Here is a 16,430-nt window from a genome sequence, read left to right on the forward strand (position 1 = left end):
ATAATGAAAGCTGTCTCAATCAGTTGAGCTTTTTTTTATTGCCTTTTTGTAGCAAAGTGACATAGTCACTTTTAGTGTGGAATAGGTGAGATAAAAAAACAGTGTTTCGGTTTTGGTCGATGAAGTAAAGCAAAACATATTGGTCAATTATTTTTCCTCGTGTGGGATACTTACTGTTAATCTTTACTCCGATTTTCTCATCAGCGTCAAAACCTGCTTCAGGAAAGATTTCTAAACTTTTTAAGCTGTCTAAAATTTTAGCCACAGTATTTTTAGCAGATTGAGGGGATAGAAGTACCGTAGCTATATAGTCGTGTATATTGTCGATAGCTTCCTCGACCTCTTTTGAAGCAATCACTTTATAAGCCATAGCGTACCCTCATATCATCTAGGGAAGTTCCTTCTCCTGCCTCGTATTCTCTCAAGGCACGTTCAGATTGGGCTTGTAATTCTTCAATCAACTGTTCTCTATGTAGATCTTCGGCCGTCTTAATAGGCAAATCTTGCTCCAGGACTATTTGCTCTACAAAAAGGCTAATAGCCTCAGTCATGGTCATTCCTTTTTCCTTGATAATGGATCTAGCTTGCTCCATTGTTACTTCATTTATTTTAAAATTGTATTGCTTAGCAAGTGATGTAGTCATGGTATATCTCCAATCTATATCTTATATAGCTAGTATATATCTTTTATACTTTTTAGGCAAGAAAAAACTCTTGAATAAAATCCAAGAGTGAAAGAAATAGGACCGATGGTAGTCAGGGGTCTTTACAACCATAGGCTGAAGGCAGTCCCACACCCATACCAGAAGATGGTACCTTTGAACGATCTGTTACCAGTCGTCCTACGTTATCCTATCCTTATCCATAGTTTAGGATAAATAAGAGAGAATGTCAATAATAATTTTATTAACTTCGATGTTTGTGATATTTGACTTCTCCTTGATTGATTTATTCCAATTTCCTTTTGACAACAAGTAACCTATGACTTTTTATTCCTGTTGTAATCGGTCGGCAGCTTTTCAGTCTGCCGACACGACCCAACTAGTCTAATTCGTCATAGCGTGTTTTCAAAAGTTTTCTCGGCATAAAGAGATTATTCAGCGTTCTAGGGTTTGTTCATAGATTTTTTTGATGACTTTGACAGTATTAACAAGTTTAATAGGCTTGAAAGCATTTAGTTGTTTTGTAAGGTTTTGGAATTCCTTTTGTTTCATGTAGTTTTGAGCCTGGTTTCGCCATACCCCAAGCTTTCTGCTGGCTATATTTAGACGGTCACGAAGTTGTGAAATTTTATTTTTCAAGCTATTGTTTTCAATTTCTAAAATTCGTTTTTGATTTTTAGTTTCTCGGAGTTCGTCTAATATCTGATTTTTATTACTTGATACATTTCTCAGCATATTCAATTCCTTGTTTTGTTGCTGGATAGTTTGTGACAGTTGGCGGTTCTCGTAGAAGTGTTGGATTACAGATTTTATTAGATTATTGAGTGTTTCAGGGGAGAGTTTAATTTTGCCATCGAGAGTTTGTTTACCTATCGTTCCATTTTCAAGTTGACTGATATTCAGTCCGTCGAAGTTTTGATATTTTTGAAGGTGCTCTCTAAGTTGCTTGGTGAGTTCGTTGATAGTACCTTGTTTTGTCTTTATATCTTGGTTCATACTGTCAATTGTTTCACTTTTACTACCTATGATGCTGTCTACGATATCTAGATCTTCTTTTTTGATATTAATTTCTTTTTCAAGATGTGATAGTGTATCTTGTTTTTCACTTAGATCATGATCTAGATTGGATAGCATTTCATTTTTTTCTTCGTTTAGAATTTTCAGTTCTTCGACTTTATTCATCAAACCTATCTCCATTTGGTTTAGTTCGCTGTTAAATTCCATTACTTTATCGATTTTTTCGTCGATTTGTTTTTCAATTTTTTGAAGAACCTCTTGCTTGTCCTTGTATTCCTGTGTTGATAAATGTTTTTTTGTACTATCAAGTTCTCCTCGTTTGAGATGAAAACCATATTGAGATAAATACTTGGGGAGTTCATCTTGGATTTTTTTCAACTCTTCACGATTAAAAATTGACTTGGACGATAACTTTCCTTGCTTCATTGGTACAATTCCCATGTGCATGTGTGGTGTGTTTTCGTCTAGGTGAACACTAGCATAGGCAATATTTTCTAAACCATAGTTTTCAGCGAAATAATTTTTAGAAGTTTCAAAAAATCGTTTTGTCTCTTCGGGAGTAAGTTTAGCAAAAAAATCTTTATCAGATGTTATAATCCATTCATCGCATAGAACGGCATCTTTTCGAATAGCTCGTTTAGAAATTTTGTTCTCGTCTATATAGTTTTTGATTTGCTTTTCGTACGACATAGAGCGATCCCTATCTGTCAATTCATAATTTAAATGTGAGCGTTTGATATCGATATCCTTGTTACTGTGTTGCTTAAAAATACGTTCATTGTGTCTGTAAGCTCCACCTAAATTACCTGATTTGTACTTCGTCATTCTGGCTACAACATAACTCATAATTCATCCTTTCTCGGCTCAAAGGGTCGCCGAGCGTGTGGCTAAAAATTGCCACACATAAGCAAGCCTTTATGCGGTGTTCTTTACTGAGAACGGCACTACTTCCAAGTAAAGTATAACGCACTATACTTTGCCTCCGGAAAGTGTGCGGTCTCCGACGGTTTTGCTCTCTCGAAAGAGAGCAATCGGACTGTCGAAACAGTCCGATGAAAAGAGAAGTTCGAGCCACAAACTTCTCTTTTTGTTTCGCTCCGAGGAGCGTTAGGCATTCTTTGGAATGCCTAACGCCCCCCATAATAAGCAAGCTGTTTTTCTAATACTGGTCGTTCATGTTTTAATAAATCTTTCATCAACTGCAGATAGTCAGTATCAGATGTTTGATAGGTTTCTAAAATCTTTTTATATTTAGTTCTTGTGTTTCTATGTAATTTTTGCCAAACATTTTTATTACGTGTATATGCAACTAAATATATTTGAGTTTCAATTGGCAAATCATCAAACACAAAAGGTTTAAAGATAACAGAGTCAATGACCTCAAATATTTCTTCGACAGAGCGACTCCGTAGCTGAAATTCTAAACGCCACCAATGCTGGAACTGCTGGGCAAATTTCTTGTCTTCCTCAGAGCCATTTTCTAATTGTTCAACTTTTTTGTTATAGAGTCTGACTTGCTTTTCTGACCTGGAGGCGCCTAGATATTTAGTTTCTAGTTTTCCATTCTGGTCTCTCCATTCTTTGGTAGCAGTAGGGCGGCCTTTCTTTTCAAGAATAAACTCACTACAATCAACTTCAAATATATCAAAAGCTAAATCAACTCGAGAGATTGCAATATCTTCAAGATATGGTATAATTGTATCTAAGATATTACTATCAACTTGACGGAGTTTATTGGGGTTAAACTCTATCCTGAAAGGGCGAGCATTAAAGGCTTGTCCTTTTAATTTGTCGTAGTCTAGGAGGAGTCTAACGTGACTTCCGTCCCGAGTGATTGCTCTAAACATATCAGTCATAGCAGTCTGGAGGATAATGGCTGTATGATTTTCTATCAAACTTTTGAGATCAAGGAGTTTGATAGGTTTGATATAAGCGGTAATAGTGATGTTGTCCAAGCTAACTTTTAATTCCAAACAAACCTCCTTTCTTTTAGAGGTCGCCTGTCGGCGCCTCTTTTTTGTCTGCGCAAAGACCTACGTAAAATGACATTCTTGGGGGAGCAACCCCAAGCCGACTTCGTCGGACCATTTTCATTTTGCTACGGTCAAACTTGCCAAAAAACGGGTGTAGTAAATGCACATCAGATGTGCACATAGCGGGCTGTTAGAGGGGCCCGCGTTATAAATTTTGAGAAAGCTCAAAAATTTAGTCTTAAAATCTCGTTTTCAAAATATTTTCATAGTTGTTTTCATAATTATTTTAAGATTAAATGTTTTGCAAACTTGAAATAGTTTTTTTGAAAAAATCAACTCTCTCAATCAAAAATATTTTTTGGATCTTTTCGATGATATCTTCAGGAGGAATTTGCTTGTTATTCTTGTATGTAAAGAATCGGTCTTTAGCTTTTTTGATTTCTCCTAAATCGTCAGATTCATCAGCAAATAATAAATCATACAGTTCAAACCAACGTAATTCTGACTGTTTCCTAAATGAGTCAAAGTTTCTCCAGAAGAGGGTCCCTGCCTCCAATTCCTCAAACTTTTTGAAGAGATACTGTCTTTCAATTTTTCTACGTTCTTTAGGAATAAACATGCGAACATCTTCTACTGATACTCCAGAGTAAACTCGGTCATTTACAATTGCAATTGGTAGTCTTAAATATTTATCCTTATCAGATAAAATTCGATGGATAAATTGCTTGAGGCTAAGTCGATTATCCAGTTTGTAGTGTACTAGATTAGGATTTAGCAAATCAAAGAAATCACTTGTCTGTTTCAACATTTCCAGAAAGACTTGTTCAGTAAGTTGTTCCTCTTCATAACTTTGAAAATTAATAGAGTAGGAAGTTAGCTGCTGGGTTAACTGTGCTCGAATACCAGGATCATTGCCAAAGAATATTTTTATCATTTTTATCACCTCATATTTCGTTGATATACATCCGATAAGGCAAGCTGTATCCGTAGAATACACCTTCTCTTTCTCGTTCAATCAGATTGTGCTCCTCCAACATACGTAGGATATTAATCATTTTCTTTTTTCCTACACCGAACATCTTTTGCATTTCAGACAAACGATAGGCCAGATAAATATTGCCTTCAGAGTCAATCCATCCTTTACTTGTAACCTCCTTTTGTTTATCTTTCAGGATTGTATAAACTACTATAGCATCGATACTCAAATCTTGGTAATAAGCGTCTTGAAAGAGGATTTTAGGGATATAGTAACAATTATCTTCAAAAATGTAAGTCATAGTATTTCCTATCTTTCATATTGTTGTAGCCATTTAGAGACTTTATGTTTATCGTACAAGGTCACTCCGTCAATGACCATGTGGGGCATGCCTTCACGTTGCCATTTGATAACGGTAGTAGTGGATACATCAAGCCAGCGGCATAAACCTGACATTCGTAGCATAGGTTTATAAAGTTCCTGATCTTCAAAAGCTTTTTCGATAGCTTTCTGAAGCATGGTATCGTAACGAGCAAGCAACTTCTTTTCTGTTGCTTTTGGGAGGTGGATGGTAAAGTTTTCTGTCATATTCTGACCCCTTTCTTAATTTTATAAACCCCGAAAGTTATTTTATAACTATTATTTTAAGTTAAAAAATAACTTATGTCAAGAAAAAAGTTATTTTTTAATTATTTGTGTTATAATTTTAAATATAAAATGCCAGAAAGGAAAAAAATGAGCGATAGACTAAAAGTTTTAAGAAAAGAAAAAGGATTGACGCAAGCTGACTTAGCAAAAGTTTTGAATACTAACCAGTCTCAATACGGGAAATATGAAAATGGAAAAACAAATCTTAGTATAGAAAATGCAAAAATTCTTGCAGGATACTTTGGAGTGTCCGTACCTTACTTACTAGGTCTTGATGATAATCCTGTATTAAAAGATCTAGGAGCACCTAAAGAAATGCTCAAAGATTTCTATAAAGTGTTGACAAAAGGTACGAGTATAGAGCATAAAATTACTAAATGGACTCCATTTGGTGATGAACTTGCCATTATACTTAAAGAACTCAATCAGTCAGAGGCATTGTCTGACTACATTGATTTTCTAGCAAGTAAAAAAGGCTTTAACCCTGTTTTGGTTAAAGCTGTTAAGGAATTTATAGCTGACGAGAAACAAGGCCTTATTCCATTCCTGATTAACAAATCAGGTGCAGAAGACTCTCCTTATCATTATGTTTGGGAGGCATGGATAAATTCTGACGAATACAAGAGACTGCAAGAGGAGAAAAAGAGTAAGAAATAACTGACAATCATGATTTCTTTATTTTATAAGCCCCGAAACCTTAAAAAATAAAGGAGAAATTAGAATGTCTATTATTAAATATAAAGCTAAAAAGTCTAAATCAGGGTATCTTTATAAGGTCAGAATCTACAGGGTGATTGATGGCAAACGTAAAGACTTCTTTAAAGGCGGTTTTAAGAGCCGTAGAGAAGCTAGACAGTATGAAGCTATGATTTACCACAAAAAAGCGTCAGGAGACCTCTCAGAACTTCTGAGAGTCTCTGAGAGACGTTTTGATGAAGTTTTTGAGGAATGGTTCAAAACTTATCAAAACACAGTAGAGAGGACGACAAGCGTCCGTACAGATGATTTGTTTAGAATTCATATCTTGCCAGTTCTTGGAAAGGTGAAAATTTCCAAAATTACTCCTTGGCAATGTCAGGACTTTATTACCGAAAAAGGTCAGACTTTTAGGAATATCAAACAGGTCAAATCTTACACTAGTCAAGTGTTTGATTTTGCTTTGAAAATGAAATTGATTACAGACAACCCAATGAAACAAGTGATACTCCCAAAAAGAGAGCGGAAGAAGTCAGATAACTTCTTTAGCGTTGAGGAGTTGCATGAGTTTTTAGCCATTATTAAGGCAGAAGAGCCTTATAAAAACTATGCCTTATTTCGTTTGTTGGCCTATAGTGGTTTAAGGAAAGGGGAGCTGTATTCTTTGAGGTGGTCTGACATCGATTTTGACAATCAATTACTTTCTATCAGCAAAAACCTAGGTAGAATCAAGGGGAAAGCCGTTGAGAAAAGCACCAAAAACAAGTTTTCAATACGGCAAATTCCTTTAGATACTGAGACAGTCTCGATTTTGAAAGAGTGGAAACAAAAGAGCAGAAAAGAAAAGGGGCAACTGTCAGTTACCCCATTGATTGATAGTGATTACATGTTTACGTTTGTTGGCCGAGATGGAAAGATAGAGCCTTTATATCAGGACTATATTAATAGCGTACTCAAGCGGGTTATCAAAAAGCATAATCTGAAAAAAATTACTCCTCATGGCTTCAGACATACTCATGCTACCTTGATGATTGAAGTAGGGGTTGACCCTGTCAATGCGGCCAAAAGGTTAGGGCATGCAAGTAGTCAGATGACCTTGGATACTTATAGCCATTCTACAGTAGCAGGAGAGAAGAAAGCTATCACAAAATTTGTAGATTACCTGGATAGTGCAAAAGGTTAGTTTTCCAAGACGGTACCAAAAACGGTACTAAAAACAAAAAAAGCCAATTCCAATTTCTTGGAAAAGGCTTTGTATCAACGTTTTTAAGCAATAAATGCGGTTGATTATTTGAGACCGTATTTTTTGTTGAAACGATCCACACGTCCATCTGCTTGAGTGAACTTTTGACGTCCAGTGTAGAATGGGTGTGAGTCTGATGAAATTTCCACACGGATCAATGGGTAAGTTTCGCCTTCGAACTCAACAGTTTCGTTAGAGCGTTTTGTTGAACCGCTAAGGAATTTGTAACCAGTAGTTGTGTCCATGAAGACAACTGGGCGATATTCTGGATGGATATCTTTTTTCATTTTGCAATATTTCCTTTCTGCCATGGTCTCTTTGCGAGCCATAGATTGTTACCTTACTAGTCTATCAGATTCTGAAAAGTTTGGCAAGTATTTTATCAGTTTTTAAGCAAGTTTTTTAACTTTTGGTAGATGATTTCGTTTTCTTCTAGACTATAGGAATTGGCACCACTAGCTAATGGATGTCCCCCTCCGTCGTGTTGTTTGGCAATTTCATTGATAGGGGTGATTTTACTGCGCATACGCACGCGGAAGTGACCGTCAGCTTGCTCAACAAAGATAGCCCAAGCCTTAACGGTATCAATTCGGCCAGGTGCTCCGACAATCGCCGCCGTTTCAGCATCTGTAACCTTGTATTTTTTCAAGATGTCTTGAGTAAGCAGAACGCGTGCAGCTCCATTCTCATCGACTTCTAAATGATCATAGACAAAGCCTTGCAATTTTGCAATCTTGAAGCTCATGGTATCCATTTGACGAGACAATCCAGCAAAGTCAAAATCAACTTCTCGGAGCTGGCCAGCTATCCTAAAGGTACGAGCACTAGTTGATGGGTAGAGAAAACGCCCCGTGTCCCCGACAATTCCTGCATAGAGAAGTCGAGCCGCTTCACTAGACAAGGCCAGTTGATTTTCTTGAGCAAATAGGGCAATCATTTCACTGGCACTGCTTGAACTTGTATCCACCCAAGATAGGTCACCATAGATATCATCATTTGGATGGTGATCGATTTTGATGGTGAAATCAGCTTGTTCATAGCGTTTATCATCGATACGAGGACGATTTGCTGTATCACAAATAATCGCAAGAGCTCCTTGGTAATCACTGTCTTGGACAGTATCCATTTCCGCCATCCAAGTTAGAGTTGGTTCGTTAAAACCGACTGCTTTGATGGTCTTTTCAGGAAAATGGTGTGTGAGAAGAGCTTTCAAACCTACCTGACTCCCTAAGGCATCAGGATCTGGTTTCATATGACGATGAATGATGATCGTATCGTATTCTTTGATTTTCTCTAAGATTTGCTGGCAAATTTCCATAAATAACCTCAATTCTTTCTCATTTCATTGTAGCACAAGAATTTTTATTTTTAAAATGAAAAAGATATGATATAATGGAGAAAGATAAATTGAGGAGGACGATATGGCATTAGCAAAAATTGTATTTGCCAGTATGACCGGTAATACCGAAGAAATTGCAGATATTGTAGCAGATAAATTGCGTGACTTGGGTTTGGATGTCGATGTGGATGAATGTACGACTGTTGACGCTTCAGACTTCTTGGAGGCGGACATCGCGATCGTTGCAACCTATACTTACGGTGATGGAGAATTGCCAGATGAGATGATGGACTTCTACGAAGATCTAGCTGATCTCAACTTGAATGGTAAAATCTACGGAGTTGTTGGTTCAGGTGACACCTTCTACGACGAATTCTGTAAGGCTGTCGATGACTTTGATCGCGTTTTTGTAGCGACAGGAGCAGAAAAAGGTTCAGAGTGTGTTAAAGTAGATCTTTCTGCTGAGGAAGAAGACATCGAACGCTTGGAACAATTCGCAGAAGAATTGGCTGCAAAAATAGGATAAGAAACAAGCTGCGCTGACTGGAAGGAGTCGGTGCAGTTTTTAGTAGCTAAACTAGATTTTACTAGCCTATTTGGTGGCTTTTTGATACAATAATTCAAATAAAGGAGGAGACTGTATGAACTTAGATATTATTCGGCAAGAAATTGATCAAATCGACGACCAAATCGTCAAGCTCCTAGAAGAACGGATGCACCTAGTTGAAGGGGTTGTTGCTTATAAGAAAGCCTCTGGTAAGCCAATCTTAGATACTAAGAGAGAAGAAGTTATTTTTGAAAAGATCAAAAATCGAGTAGAAGATAAGCGCTATCAGGAGACCATTGTTGCAACTTTTTCAGACATACTCAAACGTTCGCGTGATTATCAGGATCAAAACATCAAATGAAAAAAGAACAATTCTATCCGCTCGGAATTTTTATGGCTGCTATGTTGGGAGGCCTTGTCCGCTATCTCGTTTCCACCTGGTTACCAGCCAGCCCAGACTTTCCTTGGGGCACCCTCCTTGTCAACTATCTGGGAATTTTCTGCCTGGTCTATCTGGTGAAAGGCTATCTGGTCTATAAGGGAACTAGTAAAGGCTTGGTTTTAGCACTGGGGACGGGTTTTTGCGGAGGTTTAACAACCTTTTCTAGTCTACTCTTGGATGCTGTGAAATTGCTCGATACTGGGCGTTATCTTAGCTTAGTCATCTATCTGCTTTTGAGTATTGGGGGAGGTCTGCTCTTGGCTTATATTCTAGGGAGGAAGAAATGGTAATCGTTCATCTTGCAATCGCCTGCGGGTTCGGAGCCCTGGTGCGTTATTTCTTTTCCCGCTATAATCAAGCTTCAAAATTACCACTCGGAACGCTCATAGCCAATCTTCTAGGCTGTTTTTTGATTGGCTTACTCTACAACCATGTGGGGTCTAAGGAAGTCTATGCTATCCTAGCGACAGGTTTTTGTGGTGGCTTGACGACTTTTTCAACCTTGAATGACGAGCTACAAAGACTATTAAGTGACAAGAAGGTATTTTATAGCTATTTTCTCTTAACTTATATAGGCGGTTTTCTAGCGATTTTTTTAGGAATTCTGCTATAAATTTCTTTACTTTTAGGTGGAAATTTGGTAAACTGTATCTTGTGTGTAATGGACGCACAAAAATACAGTTTATCCGCTGAGGAAGGTTCCTCAAGATTGACAAAGATAGGAGAATAAAATGAATCCATTAATTCAAAGCTTGACTGAAGGTCAACTTCGTACAGATATCCCATCATTCCGTCCTGGTGACACTGTTCGTGTACACGCGAAAGTTGTCGAAGGAAACCGTGAACGTATCCAGATTTTTGAAGGTGTTGTTATCGCACGTAAAGGTGCTGGCATCTCAGAAAACTACACAGTTCGTAAAATCTCTAACGGTGTAGGTGTTGAGCGTATCTTCCCAATCCACACTCCACGTGTTGAAAAGATCGAAGTTGTTCGTTACGGTAAAGTACGTCGTGCGAAATTGTACTACTTGCGTGCTCTTCAAGGTAAAGCAGCTCGTATCAAAGAAATCCGTCGTTAAGTCGACTAAAAGACTCTGCTAATCAGCAGAGTTTTTCTCTAGCTCCCTTAGTTCAATGGATATAACAACTCCCTCCTAAGGAGTAGTTGCAGGTTCGATTCCTGCAGGGGGCAATATGAATAGTGTAAAAAACCGCTCAGCTGAGCGGTTTTCGTCTATTCATACCTTTTGCTACAGTACCCACGTACGGATGGCATGGGCGACGCCGGATTCATCATTTGTTTTGGTGATGTATTTGGCGATTTTTTTGAGTTCAGGATTTCCATTTTCCATGACAACGGGATTTCCAACGACTTCCAGCATGGCGCGGTCATTTTCTTCGTCCCCGATCGCCATGGTTTCATCTTTGGTCAATCCGAGTTTTTCAGCTAGGTGAGTGATGGCTGAACCCTTGTCTACATTCTTTTTAAGGAGTTCAAGGTAGAAGGGAGCAGATTTGTTGATGGAGTAGCGATCGTAAAATTCTGCTGGTATCTTATCAATCGCAGCATCGAGAATCTCCGGTTCATCGATAAACATACACTTGACGATTTCCTTGTCAGCCATTTCTTCAGGAGTGCGGTAAAAGATGGGCATGCTGACGAGGGTTGATTCGTGCACCGTGTATTTTCCGATATTGCGATTGGCAGTATAGATACCGTCCTTGGTAATAGCGTGCATATGAACACCGAGCTTGCGACTGAGGAATTCCATATCTAGATAATCCTCATAGGTCAAGGATTCGCTGATAATCTCATGGCCAGTAGCAGTTTCTTGGACAAGGGCACCGTTGAAGGTTACCACATAGTCACCCTCGTCTCTCAACTGCAAATCATCCAGAAGTTTGGCAACACCTGCGATAGGGCGACCGGTTGCAATGACAACCTTGACACCGACTTGTTTGGCATCTTGGATGGCAGAAAAGACTTCAGGAGTGATTTCCTTTTTACTGTTAACCAGGGTACCATCGATATCGACGGCGATTAGTTTGATACTCATATATTTCCTCTATTAGTTCTTATTTGGGGTAAAATGATCGTTCTCAATCAAGTGTAAAAATTGCTGGGTAATGCTTGCGAAGATGCTGTTTTGGTCCAACATTTCTTTCGGGAAATAGAAACGATTATCTCCGTGGCGACTGCCAGCAAGGGATTGGACGATAGGGGACAGGCTAGAGAGTTCTGCCAGTTCACCATTTTTTTGTAAAATCTCAATCTGAGTCCGTGGATTTTCAGATTCGGGACGATAGATATCATAAGGGAGGTCAAAGTTCTTATGAATGGCAGTGTAGTAGTCGGGATCAAAGCCGATGTCCTCAACCAATTGTCTCATGGTTGCGAGTTGGTCTTGGTCTTTTTCTGAAAAGGTAATGGATTTAAAGACCTTACGGTTAACAAAGCGTTGCGACAAGTCGGCTAGTATCTTGTCAGGACTGGTCATCCAGAGTTGGAAGTAGGTATTCATCACGCCATCATCCAGAGCCAAATAGTCAGATAGAGTAACTTTCTTTTCAAAAAAAGGTAGTAAATGAGGAGAAGTGCGTGCAAAGAAATCCTTATCCTCAGGATAGAGTTCTTTGGCGCGCTTGAGAAGATTCTGTAGGAGAACTTCCATGGCGCGTGTTGCTGGGTGAAAATAAACCTGCATATACATCTGATAGCGACTGAGGACATAGTCTTCAATGGCGTGCATGCCGTTGCGCTGAAAGGCGATGCCATTTTCGACTGGACGAATGACTCGGAGGATGCGAGTCAGGTCAAATTCACCATAGGAAGCACCTGTAAAGTAGGAGTCACGCAAGAGATAGTCCATGCGGTCTGCATCGATCTGACTGGAAATGAGTTGCACGACCTGCTTGTTAGGATAGGTATGATCAATGACGCTGGCAACCTTTTTTGGAAAGTCTGGTGCTACTTGTAGCAGAACTTGGTGAATCTCTGTCTCAGGACTTTGGATGATTTCCTGAGTAATGGCCTCATGATCTGTATCAAAGAGATGTTCAAAAGTATGCGAGTAGGCACCATGCCCAAGGTCGTGTAGGAGAGCAGCGGTCATGGTCAAGAGAGACTCAGCAGGATCCCATTCTTCAGGATATTTTTCTTCAAAAATCTCCGTGATACGACGAGCGATCTCATAGACTCCTAGACAGTGGGAAAAGCGACTGTGCTCTCCACCGTGGAAGGTATAGCTGGAAGTTCCTAGCTGTTTGATACGGCGCAGACGTTGAAATTCTTTTGTATTGATCAAGTCATAGATGACTTGATTATTGACATGGATGTAGTTGTGAACTGGGTCACGGAATACTTTTTCGTTCATATGACCATTATAGCAAAATCCTGCTCTTTTTGGTAAAATAGTAGGACAAGAGACAAGAAAGAGGATTTGATGTGAAGATTCGGATGCGAAATAGGATTCAGTTTGATGAACAGTTGGAAGTCATAGACCAACTCTATGACGTGGAAGTGCGTGAAAAGGGCGATTATAGCTATCTGCTTTTCTACAATGAGGAAAAGGAAAAAGTGGTTCTCAAGTTTCATGAAGAAGAACTGGTGATGACCCGTTTCTCGAGTCCTAAAACCATCCTGCGTTTTCTAAAGGCTAGTGATAGTTTAGCCTATATTCCTACACCAATGGGGATGCAGGAGTTTATCATTCAAACGAATCACTACAAATTGGATGGGCAAAAGATTGAGCTCGCCTATCAACTGCAAAATCAAGAGGGACAACCCTTTGCCAGCTATCAATTAGAAATTACTTGGGGATAAGAAAAAGGTTGGCGAATGCCAACCTTATTTGATATAGAGTTCTTGATTTTTTAGAACAATTTCACGTACACTTGTAAACTTCTTGAGTTTTTTAAGTTCTTCAGGATGGGTTACGAGAGTGATAACATAGCCCTCTTTGCCCATGCGACCTGTACGGCCAGCACGGTGAGTGTAGGTTTCGATATCTCTAGGAACATCAAAGTTTACGACACATTCTAGACTATCGATATCAATCCCACGTGCCAAAAGGTCTGTTGCAAGGAGCAGGGTCAACTGTTTGTCTTTAAACTTTTCTAAGATGACTTTTCGAAATTTAACATTGACATCGCTAGCGAGGGAGACAGCCAAGATATCCCGATACTGTAGTTTTTCTTCTGCACTTCCAAGATCTGATAGGCTATTAAAGAAAACTAGTCCGCGGAAATCCTCTACATGAGCCAGCTTTCGTAGCATATCCACTCGGTGACGTTGGTCTACCTGCATGTAGAAATGTTGAATGTTGTCCAGTTTTTGATCAGAGAGATCAATGGTGCGCGTGTTTGGTGTAATCTTATCTTGGTCAAACTTGGTCGTCGCACTCATGTAGATGAGTTGGTGGTCATGAGGTGCGTAGTGAGTAATTTTCTCAACAAAATGAATCTGAGAATCATCGAGCAATTGGTCAAATTCATCCAGAATGATGGTTTCCACATTCATCATCTTGATTTTTTTCAATTTAATCAACTCAAAGATACGGCCAGGTGTTCCAATCAGAATTTCTGGTCCTTTTTTAAGGCGTTCAATCTGGCGTTTCTGACTTGAACCTGATAGGAAGAGCTGAGAAGTTAAGCCGATAGCTTCTGCCCAGGTTTTACACACGTCAAAAATCTGTCCAGCTAGTTCTGTATTTGGTGCTAGAATCAAGAGTTGCTGGGCTTTTTTCTTTTGTAGTCTGAGAAGACTTGGAAGTAAATAAGCTAGCGTCTTACCAGTTCCTGTTGGGCTCACTCCCAGTAGGTTTTCTCCAGCAAGTATAGGCTCAAATAGTTGAGTTTGAATGGGGGTAAATTCTTGGAAACCGAGTTGGTCGCTCAATTCTTGCCATTCAGTCGGTAGTTTGGTTTTCATTTTTCTGCCTCAAATCTAATGCCAGCAGTCTGGCGCATAGTATATAGTAGCTCATGAACAGAACCTGCATTATCCAGCCAGTTCTGGTAAAGTGTCTGGTCTGGTTGCTGGATCATCTGTGCAAATGCAGCAACTTCCTCAGTCATCGTATGAGGAGCCTGTTGGATAGGGAGTTGAACTTGATTTCCTTGGTGGTCGGTAAAAATAGCTGAGCGGATATGCTCAATCGTGTTGAGGGTCAAGGTTCCATTTGCTGTGTAAATCTCACAAGGAAGATTGGAAGTGATGTTTTTCCCAGCTTTAATGTGAACTTGAAAGTTAGGGTAGAAGAGGATACCGTCTCCATTTAGGTCAATGCTATTGTCAAGCTGTTGAGCCTGATAGGTCGCGTCCTTAGCCTTTCCAAAGAGACGAACAGCGGCATAGATAGGATAAATCCCCAAGTCCATAAGGGCTCCACCAGCAAAACGATCTGAAAAGACATTTGGCGTCTGCCCAACCAACAAGTTCGGCATCTTGGAAGAATACTTGGCATAGTTGAAATCAGCACCTAACACTTGCTTGTCTGCTAAAAAATTCTTAATAGTAGTAAAGGCTTCCTCGTGGTAATTACGAGCTGCTTCAAAGATAAAACAATTATTTTTCTCAGCCGTTTGAATCAGATTCAGCCATTCTTGTGGCTGAGTGACAGCTGGTTTTTCAAGAATGACATACTTACCAGCAGACAAGGCAGCCTTGGCTTGAACAAAATGCAAGGAGTTTGGACTAGCGATATAGACTACATCAAAGGAAGACTTAAAGAAGTCTTCTAATTGATCAAAGAGTTGGATATCCTGATAGCGAGAAGCAAAGGTTGCGGCAGTTTCTAGTTTTCTAGAATAGACTGCGACCAGCTGATACTCTCCACTGGCATGGGCTGCTTCTATGAAATGGTGGCTGATAGCCCCTGTTCCGATGACACCTAATTTAAGCATAGATACTCCTTTTCCGACTTCAAATCCTTCCTTCATTATAACATAGAAAAGAAGGACTATCCAACAGATGGTAAAAATTTTCAAATGGACTACGCATTTCTTGGAGAAAGTGGTACAATATTTAGATAAGTAGATGAAATGAGAAGGGGGAGAAAATGAGATTATTACCAATAAGAAAAATATCACGTCAGTCTAAGAGACTAGCGCTTTTTTTGACTTTTTGCGCAGGGTATGTAGATGCCTATACCTTTATCGTGCGAGGAAATACCCTTGTGGCTGGACAAACTGGGAATGTGGTTTTTCTATCAGTAGGACTCATTCAGCAGAATGTGTCAGATGCCAGTGCCAAAGTAATGACCTTGCTTTCCTTTATGATGGGTGTCTTTTTACTAACATTGTATAAAGAAAAATTACGAATAGTTAAAAAGCCGATTTTATCCTTGATTCCACTTGCAGTCCTGTCCCTAATTATTGGCTTTGTGCCGCAAACGGTTGAGAATATCTATCTCGTACCGCCCTTGGCCTTTTGTATGGGATTGGTGACAACTGCTTTTGGAGAAGTGTCAGGGATTGCCTATAATAATGCTTTTATGACAGGGAATATCAAACGAACTATGTTGGCTTTTGGTGATTATTTCCGGACCAAGCATACGCCTTTCCTACGAGAGGGCTTGATTTTTGTTAGCTTACTTAGCAGTTTTGTCTTCGGAGTTGTTTTCTCAGCTTATTTGACGATTTACTATCAGGAGAAGACAATTTTAGGTGTTCCCCTGATGATGAGCATCTTTTACATCAGTATGCTTTTTGCTTCTTGGAGGAATAAAGGGAAAGAAAAAGCTTAAATTTGATTTATTTTACTTGTAAGAAAAAAGAAGATATGCTATACTTGAAGAGTTGACTATGCACAATCCTGTGCAACCGCACGAACATCGTTGCTCGTCGTATACTAAATTTAAACTTTGTTATACTTAGAGCTCTTCTTT

The 16,430-nt window shown here is 39.2% G+C and carries 22 protein-coding genes, 1 tRNA gene and 1 other annotated feature (1 of these 24 cut by a window edge); of the genes, 10 read left to right on the forward strand and 13 right to left on the reverse strand.

The genetic code is table 11. From position 1 onward, the window contains the following. Positions 1-19: 19 nt before the first annotated feature. The 7 genes from D8805_RS00625 to D8805_RS00660 form a co-directional block, all read right to left on the reverse strand. On the reverse strand, positions 20-370 hold the full coding sequence (locus D8805_RS00625; protein WP_125415084.1) for a type II toxin-antitoxin system RelE/ParE family toxin: 351 nt from the start codon (positions 368-370) through the stop codon (positions 20-22). Then, the gene (relB, locus tag D8805_RS00630) at positions 360-644 is read right to left on the reverse strand and encodes a type II toxin-antitoxin system RelB/ParD family antitoxin (RefSeq protein ID WP_125415085.1); all 285 of its coding nucleotides are present in this window, start codon (positions 642-644) and stop codon (positions 360-362) included. The genes D8805_RS00625 and relB overlap by 11 nt, the downstream gene beginning before the upstream one ends. A 453-nt stretch (positions 645-1,097) precedes the next feature. After that, complete coding sequence (gene mobV / locus D8805_RS00635) at positions 1,098-2,525, reverse strand: MobV family relaxase (RefSeq protein WP_125415086.1); 1,428 nt, start codon at positions 2,523-2,525, stop codon at positions 1,098-1,100. A gap of 281 nt (positions 2,526-2,806) precedes the next feature. Further along, positions 2,807-3,652, reverse strand: coding sequence for a replication initiation protein (locus tag D8805_RS00640; RefSeq protein WP_125415087.1), 846 nt, complete (start codon positions 3,650-3,652; stop codon positions 2,807-2,809). Between the two features lie 292 nt (positions 3,653-3,944). Then, on the reverse strand, positions 3,945-4,586 hold the full coding sequence (locus tag D8805_RS00650) for a thioredoxin domain-containing protein (RefSeq protein WP_125415226.1): 642 nt from the start codon (positions 4,584-4,586) through the stop codon (positions 3,945-3,947). Between the two features lie 10 nt (positions 4,587-4,596). Further along, on the reverse strand, positions 4,597-4,929 hold the full coding sequence (locus tag D8805_RS00655; protein ID WP_125415088.1) for a replication initiator protein A: 333 nt from the start codon (positions 4,927-4,929) through the stop codon (positions 4,597-4,599). 8 nt (positions 4,930-4,937) lie between these two features. Further along, entirely contained in the window at positions 4,938-5,216 is a 279-nt protein-coding gene (locus tag D8805_RS00660; RefSeq protein WP_125415089.1) for a DNA-binding protein, read from the reverse strand. A 147-nt stretch (positions 5,217-5,363) separates the two neighbouring features. Here D8805_RS00660 and D8805_RS00665 point away from each other — a divergent pair, with 147 nt between their 5' ends. Together D8805_RS00665 and D8805_RS00670 are read left to right on the forward strand one after the other, a co-directional pair. Continuing rightward, positions 5,364-5,933, forward strand: a complete 570-nt coding sequence (locus tag D8805_RS00665) for a helix-turn-helix domain-containing protein (RefSeq protein WP_125415227.1) — start codon at positions 5,364-5,366, stop codon at positions 5,931-5,933. A gap of 64 nt (positions 5,934-5,997) precedes the next feature. Next, positions 5,998-7,155 (forward strand): tyrosine-type recombinase/integrase, encoded by a 1,158-nt coding sequence (locus D8805_RS00670; RefSeq protein ID WP_125415090.1) that lies wholly within the window; start codon positions 5,998-6,000, stop codon positions 7,153-7,155. Positions 7,156-7,259: 104 nt separating this feature from the next. Here D8805_RS00670 and D8805_RS00675 read toward each other — a convergent pair whose 3' ends face one another. Continuing rightward, on the reverse strand, positions 7,260-7,502 hold the full coding sequence (locus tag D8805_RS00675; RefSeq protein ID WP_000710762.1) for a type B 50S ribosomal protein L31: 243 nt from the start codon (positions 7,500-7,502) through the stop codon (positions 7,260-7,262). Positions 7,503-7,597: 95 nt separating this feature from the next. Further along, positions 7,598-8,533: a DHH family phosphoesterase gene (locus D8805_RS00680; RefSeq protein ID WP_125415091.1), complete on the reverse strand. Its 936-nt coding sequence runs from the start codon at positions 8,531-8,533 to the stop codon at positions 7,598-7,600. A gap of 103 nt (positions 8,534-8,636) precedes the next feature. On the opposite strand from D8805_RS00680, the gene D8805_RS00685 reads away from it, so the two are divergent. From D8805_RS00685 to D8805_RS00710, 6 genes are all read left to right on the forward strand, one after another. Continuing rightward, entirely contained in the window at positions 8,637-9,080 is a 444-nt protein-coding gene (locus tag D8805_RS00685; RefSeq protein ID WP_125415092.1) for a flavodoxin, read from the forward strand. A gap of 115 nt (positions 9,081-9,195) precedes the next feature. Then, a complete protein-coding gene (locus D8805_RS00690; RefSeq protein WP_125415093.1) occupies positions 9,196-9,462 on the forward strand; it encodes a chorismate mutase in 267 nt (88 codons plus the stop codon). Then, complete coding sequence (gene crcB, locus D8805_RS00695; protein ID WP_125415094.1) at positions 9,459-9,833, forward strand: fluoride efflux transporter CrcB; 375 nt, start codon at positions 9,459-9,461, stop codon at positions 9,831-9,833. Before D8805_RS00690 ends, crcB (D8805_RS00695) begins: the two co-directional genes overlap by 4 nt. Further along, positions 9,827-10,156, forward strand: a complete 330-nt coding sequence (gene crcB, locus D8805_RS00700; RefSeq protein ID WP_125415095.1) for a fluoride efflux transporter CrcB — start codon at positions 9,827-9,829, stop codon at positions 10,154-10,156. The genes crcB (D8805_RS00695) and crcB (D8805_RS00700) overlap by 7 nt, the downstream gene beginning before the upstream one ends. 118 nt (positions 10,157-10,274) lie before the next feature. Beyond that, positions 10,275-10,622 (forward strand): 50S ribosomal protein L19, encoded by a 348-nt coding sequence (gene rplS / locus D8805_RS00705; protein ID WP_001068669.1) that lies wholly within the window; start codon positions 10,275-10,277, stop codon positions 10,620-10,622. A gap of 41 nt (positions 10,623-10,663) precedes the next feature. Next, positions 10,664-10,735 (forward strand) — tRNA-Arg (locus D8805_RS00710). Positions 10,736-10,793: 58 nt separating this feature from the next. Here D8805_RS00710 and yidA read toward each other — a convergent pair. Continuing rightward, complete coding sequence (gene yidA, locus D8805_RS00715; protein ID WP_125415096.1) at positions 10,794-11,600, reverse strand: sugar-phosphatase; 807 nt, start codon at positions 11,598-11,600, stop codon at positions 10,794-10,796. Positions 11,601-11,612: 12 nt separating this feature from the next. Beyond that, on the reverse strand, positions 11,613-12,917 hold the full coding sequence (locus D8805_RS00720) for an HD domain-containing protein (protein WP_125415097.1): 1,305 nt from the start codon (positions 12,915-12,917) through the stop codon (positions 11,613-11,615). Positions 12,918-12,988: 71 nt separating this feature from the next. Here D8805_RS00720 and D8805_RS00725 point away from each other — a divergent pair, with 71 nt between their 5' ends. Beyond that, on the forward strand, positions 12,989-13,366 hold the full coding sequence (locus D8805_RS00725) for a YwiB family protein (RefSeq protein ID WP_084824150.1): 378 nt from the start codon (positions 12,989-12,991) through the stop codon (positions 13,364-13,366). 24 nt (positions 13,367-13,390) lie between these two features. Here the strand turns inward: D8805_RS00725 and D8805_RS00730 are convergent, their stop codons facing one another. Beyond that, on the reverse strand, positions 13,391-14,473 hold the full coding sequence (locus D8805_RS00730) for a DEAD/DEAH box helicase (protein WP_125415098.1): 1,083 nt from the start codon (positions 14,471-14,473) through the stop codon (positions 13,391-13,393). Beyond that, the gene (locus D8805_RS00735; protein WP_125415099.1) at positions 14,470-15,447 is read right to left on the reverse strand and encodes a Gfo/Idh/MocA family protein; all 978 of its coding nucleotides are present in this window, start codon (positions 15,445-15,447) and stop codon (positions 14,470-14,472) included. Before D8805_RS00735 ends, D8805_RS00730 begins: the two co-directional genes overlap by 4 nt. A gap of 155 nt (positions 15,448-15,602) precedes the next feature. On the opposite strand from D8805_RS00735, the gene D8805_RS00740 reads away from it, so the two are divergent. After that, a complete protein-coding gene (locus D8805_RS00740) occupies positions 15,603-16,289 on the forward strand; it encodes a YoaK family protein (protein ID WP_125415100.1) in 687 nt (228 codons plus the stop codon). A 64-nt stretch (positions 16,290-16,353) separates the two neighbouring features. Continuing rightward, positions 16,354-16,430: a sequence feature (ribosomal protein L21 leader region), on the forward strand (it continues 43 nt past the right edge of the window).

The sequence above is a fragment of the Streptococcus oralis subsp. dentisani genome (assembly GCF_003944205.1).
GTDB classification, from domain to species: domain Bacteria; phylum Bacillota; class Bacilli; order Lactobacillales; family Streptococcaceae; genus Streptococcus; species Streptococcus oralis_BH.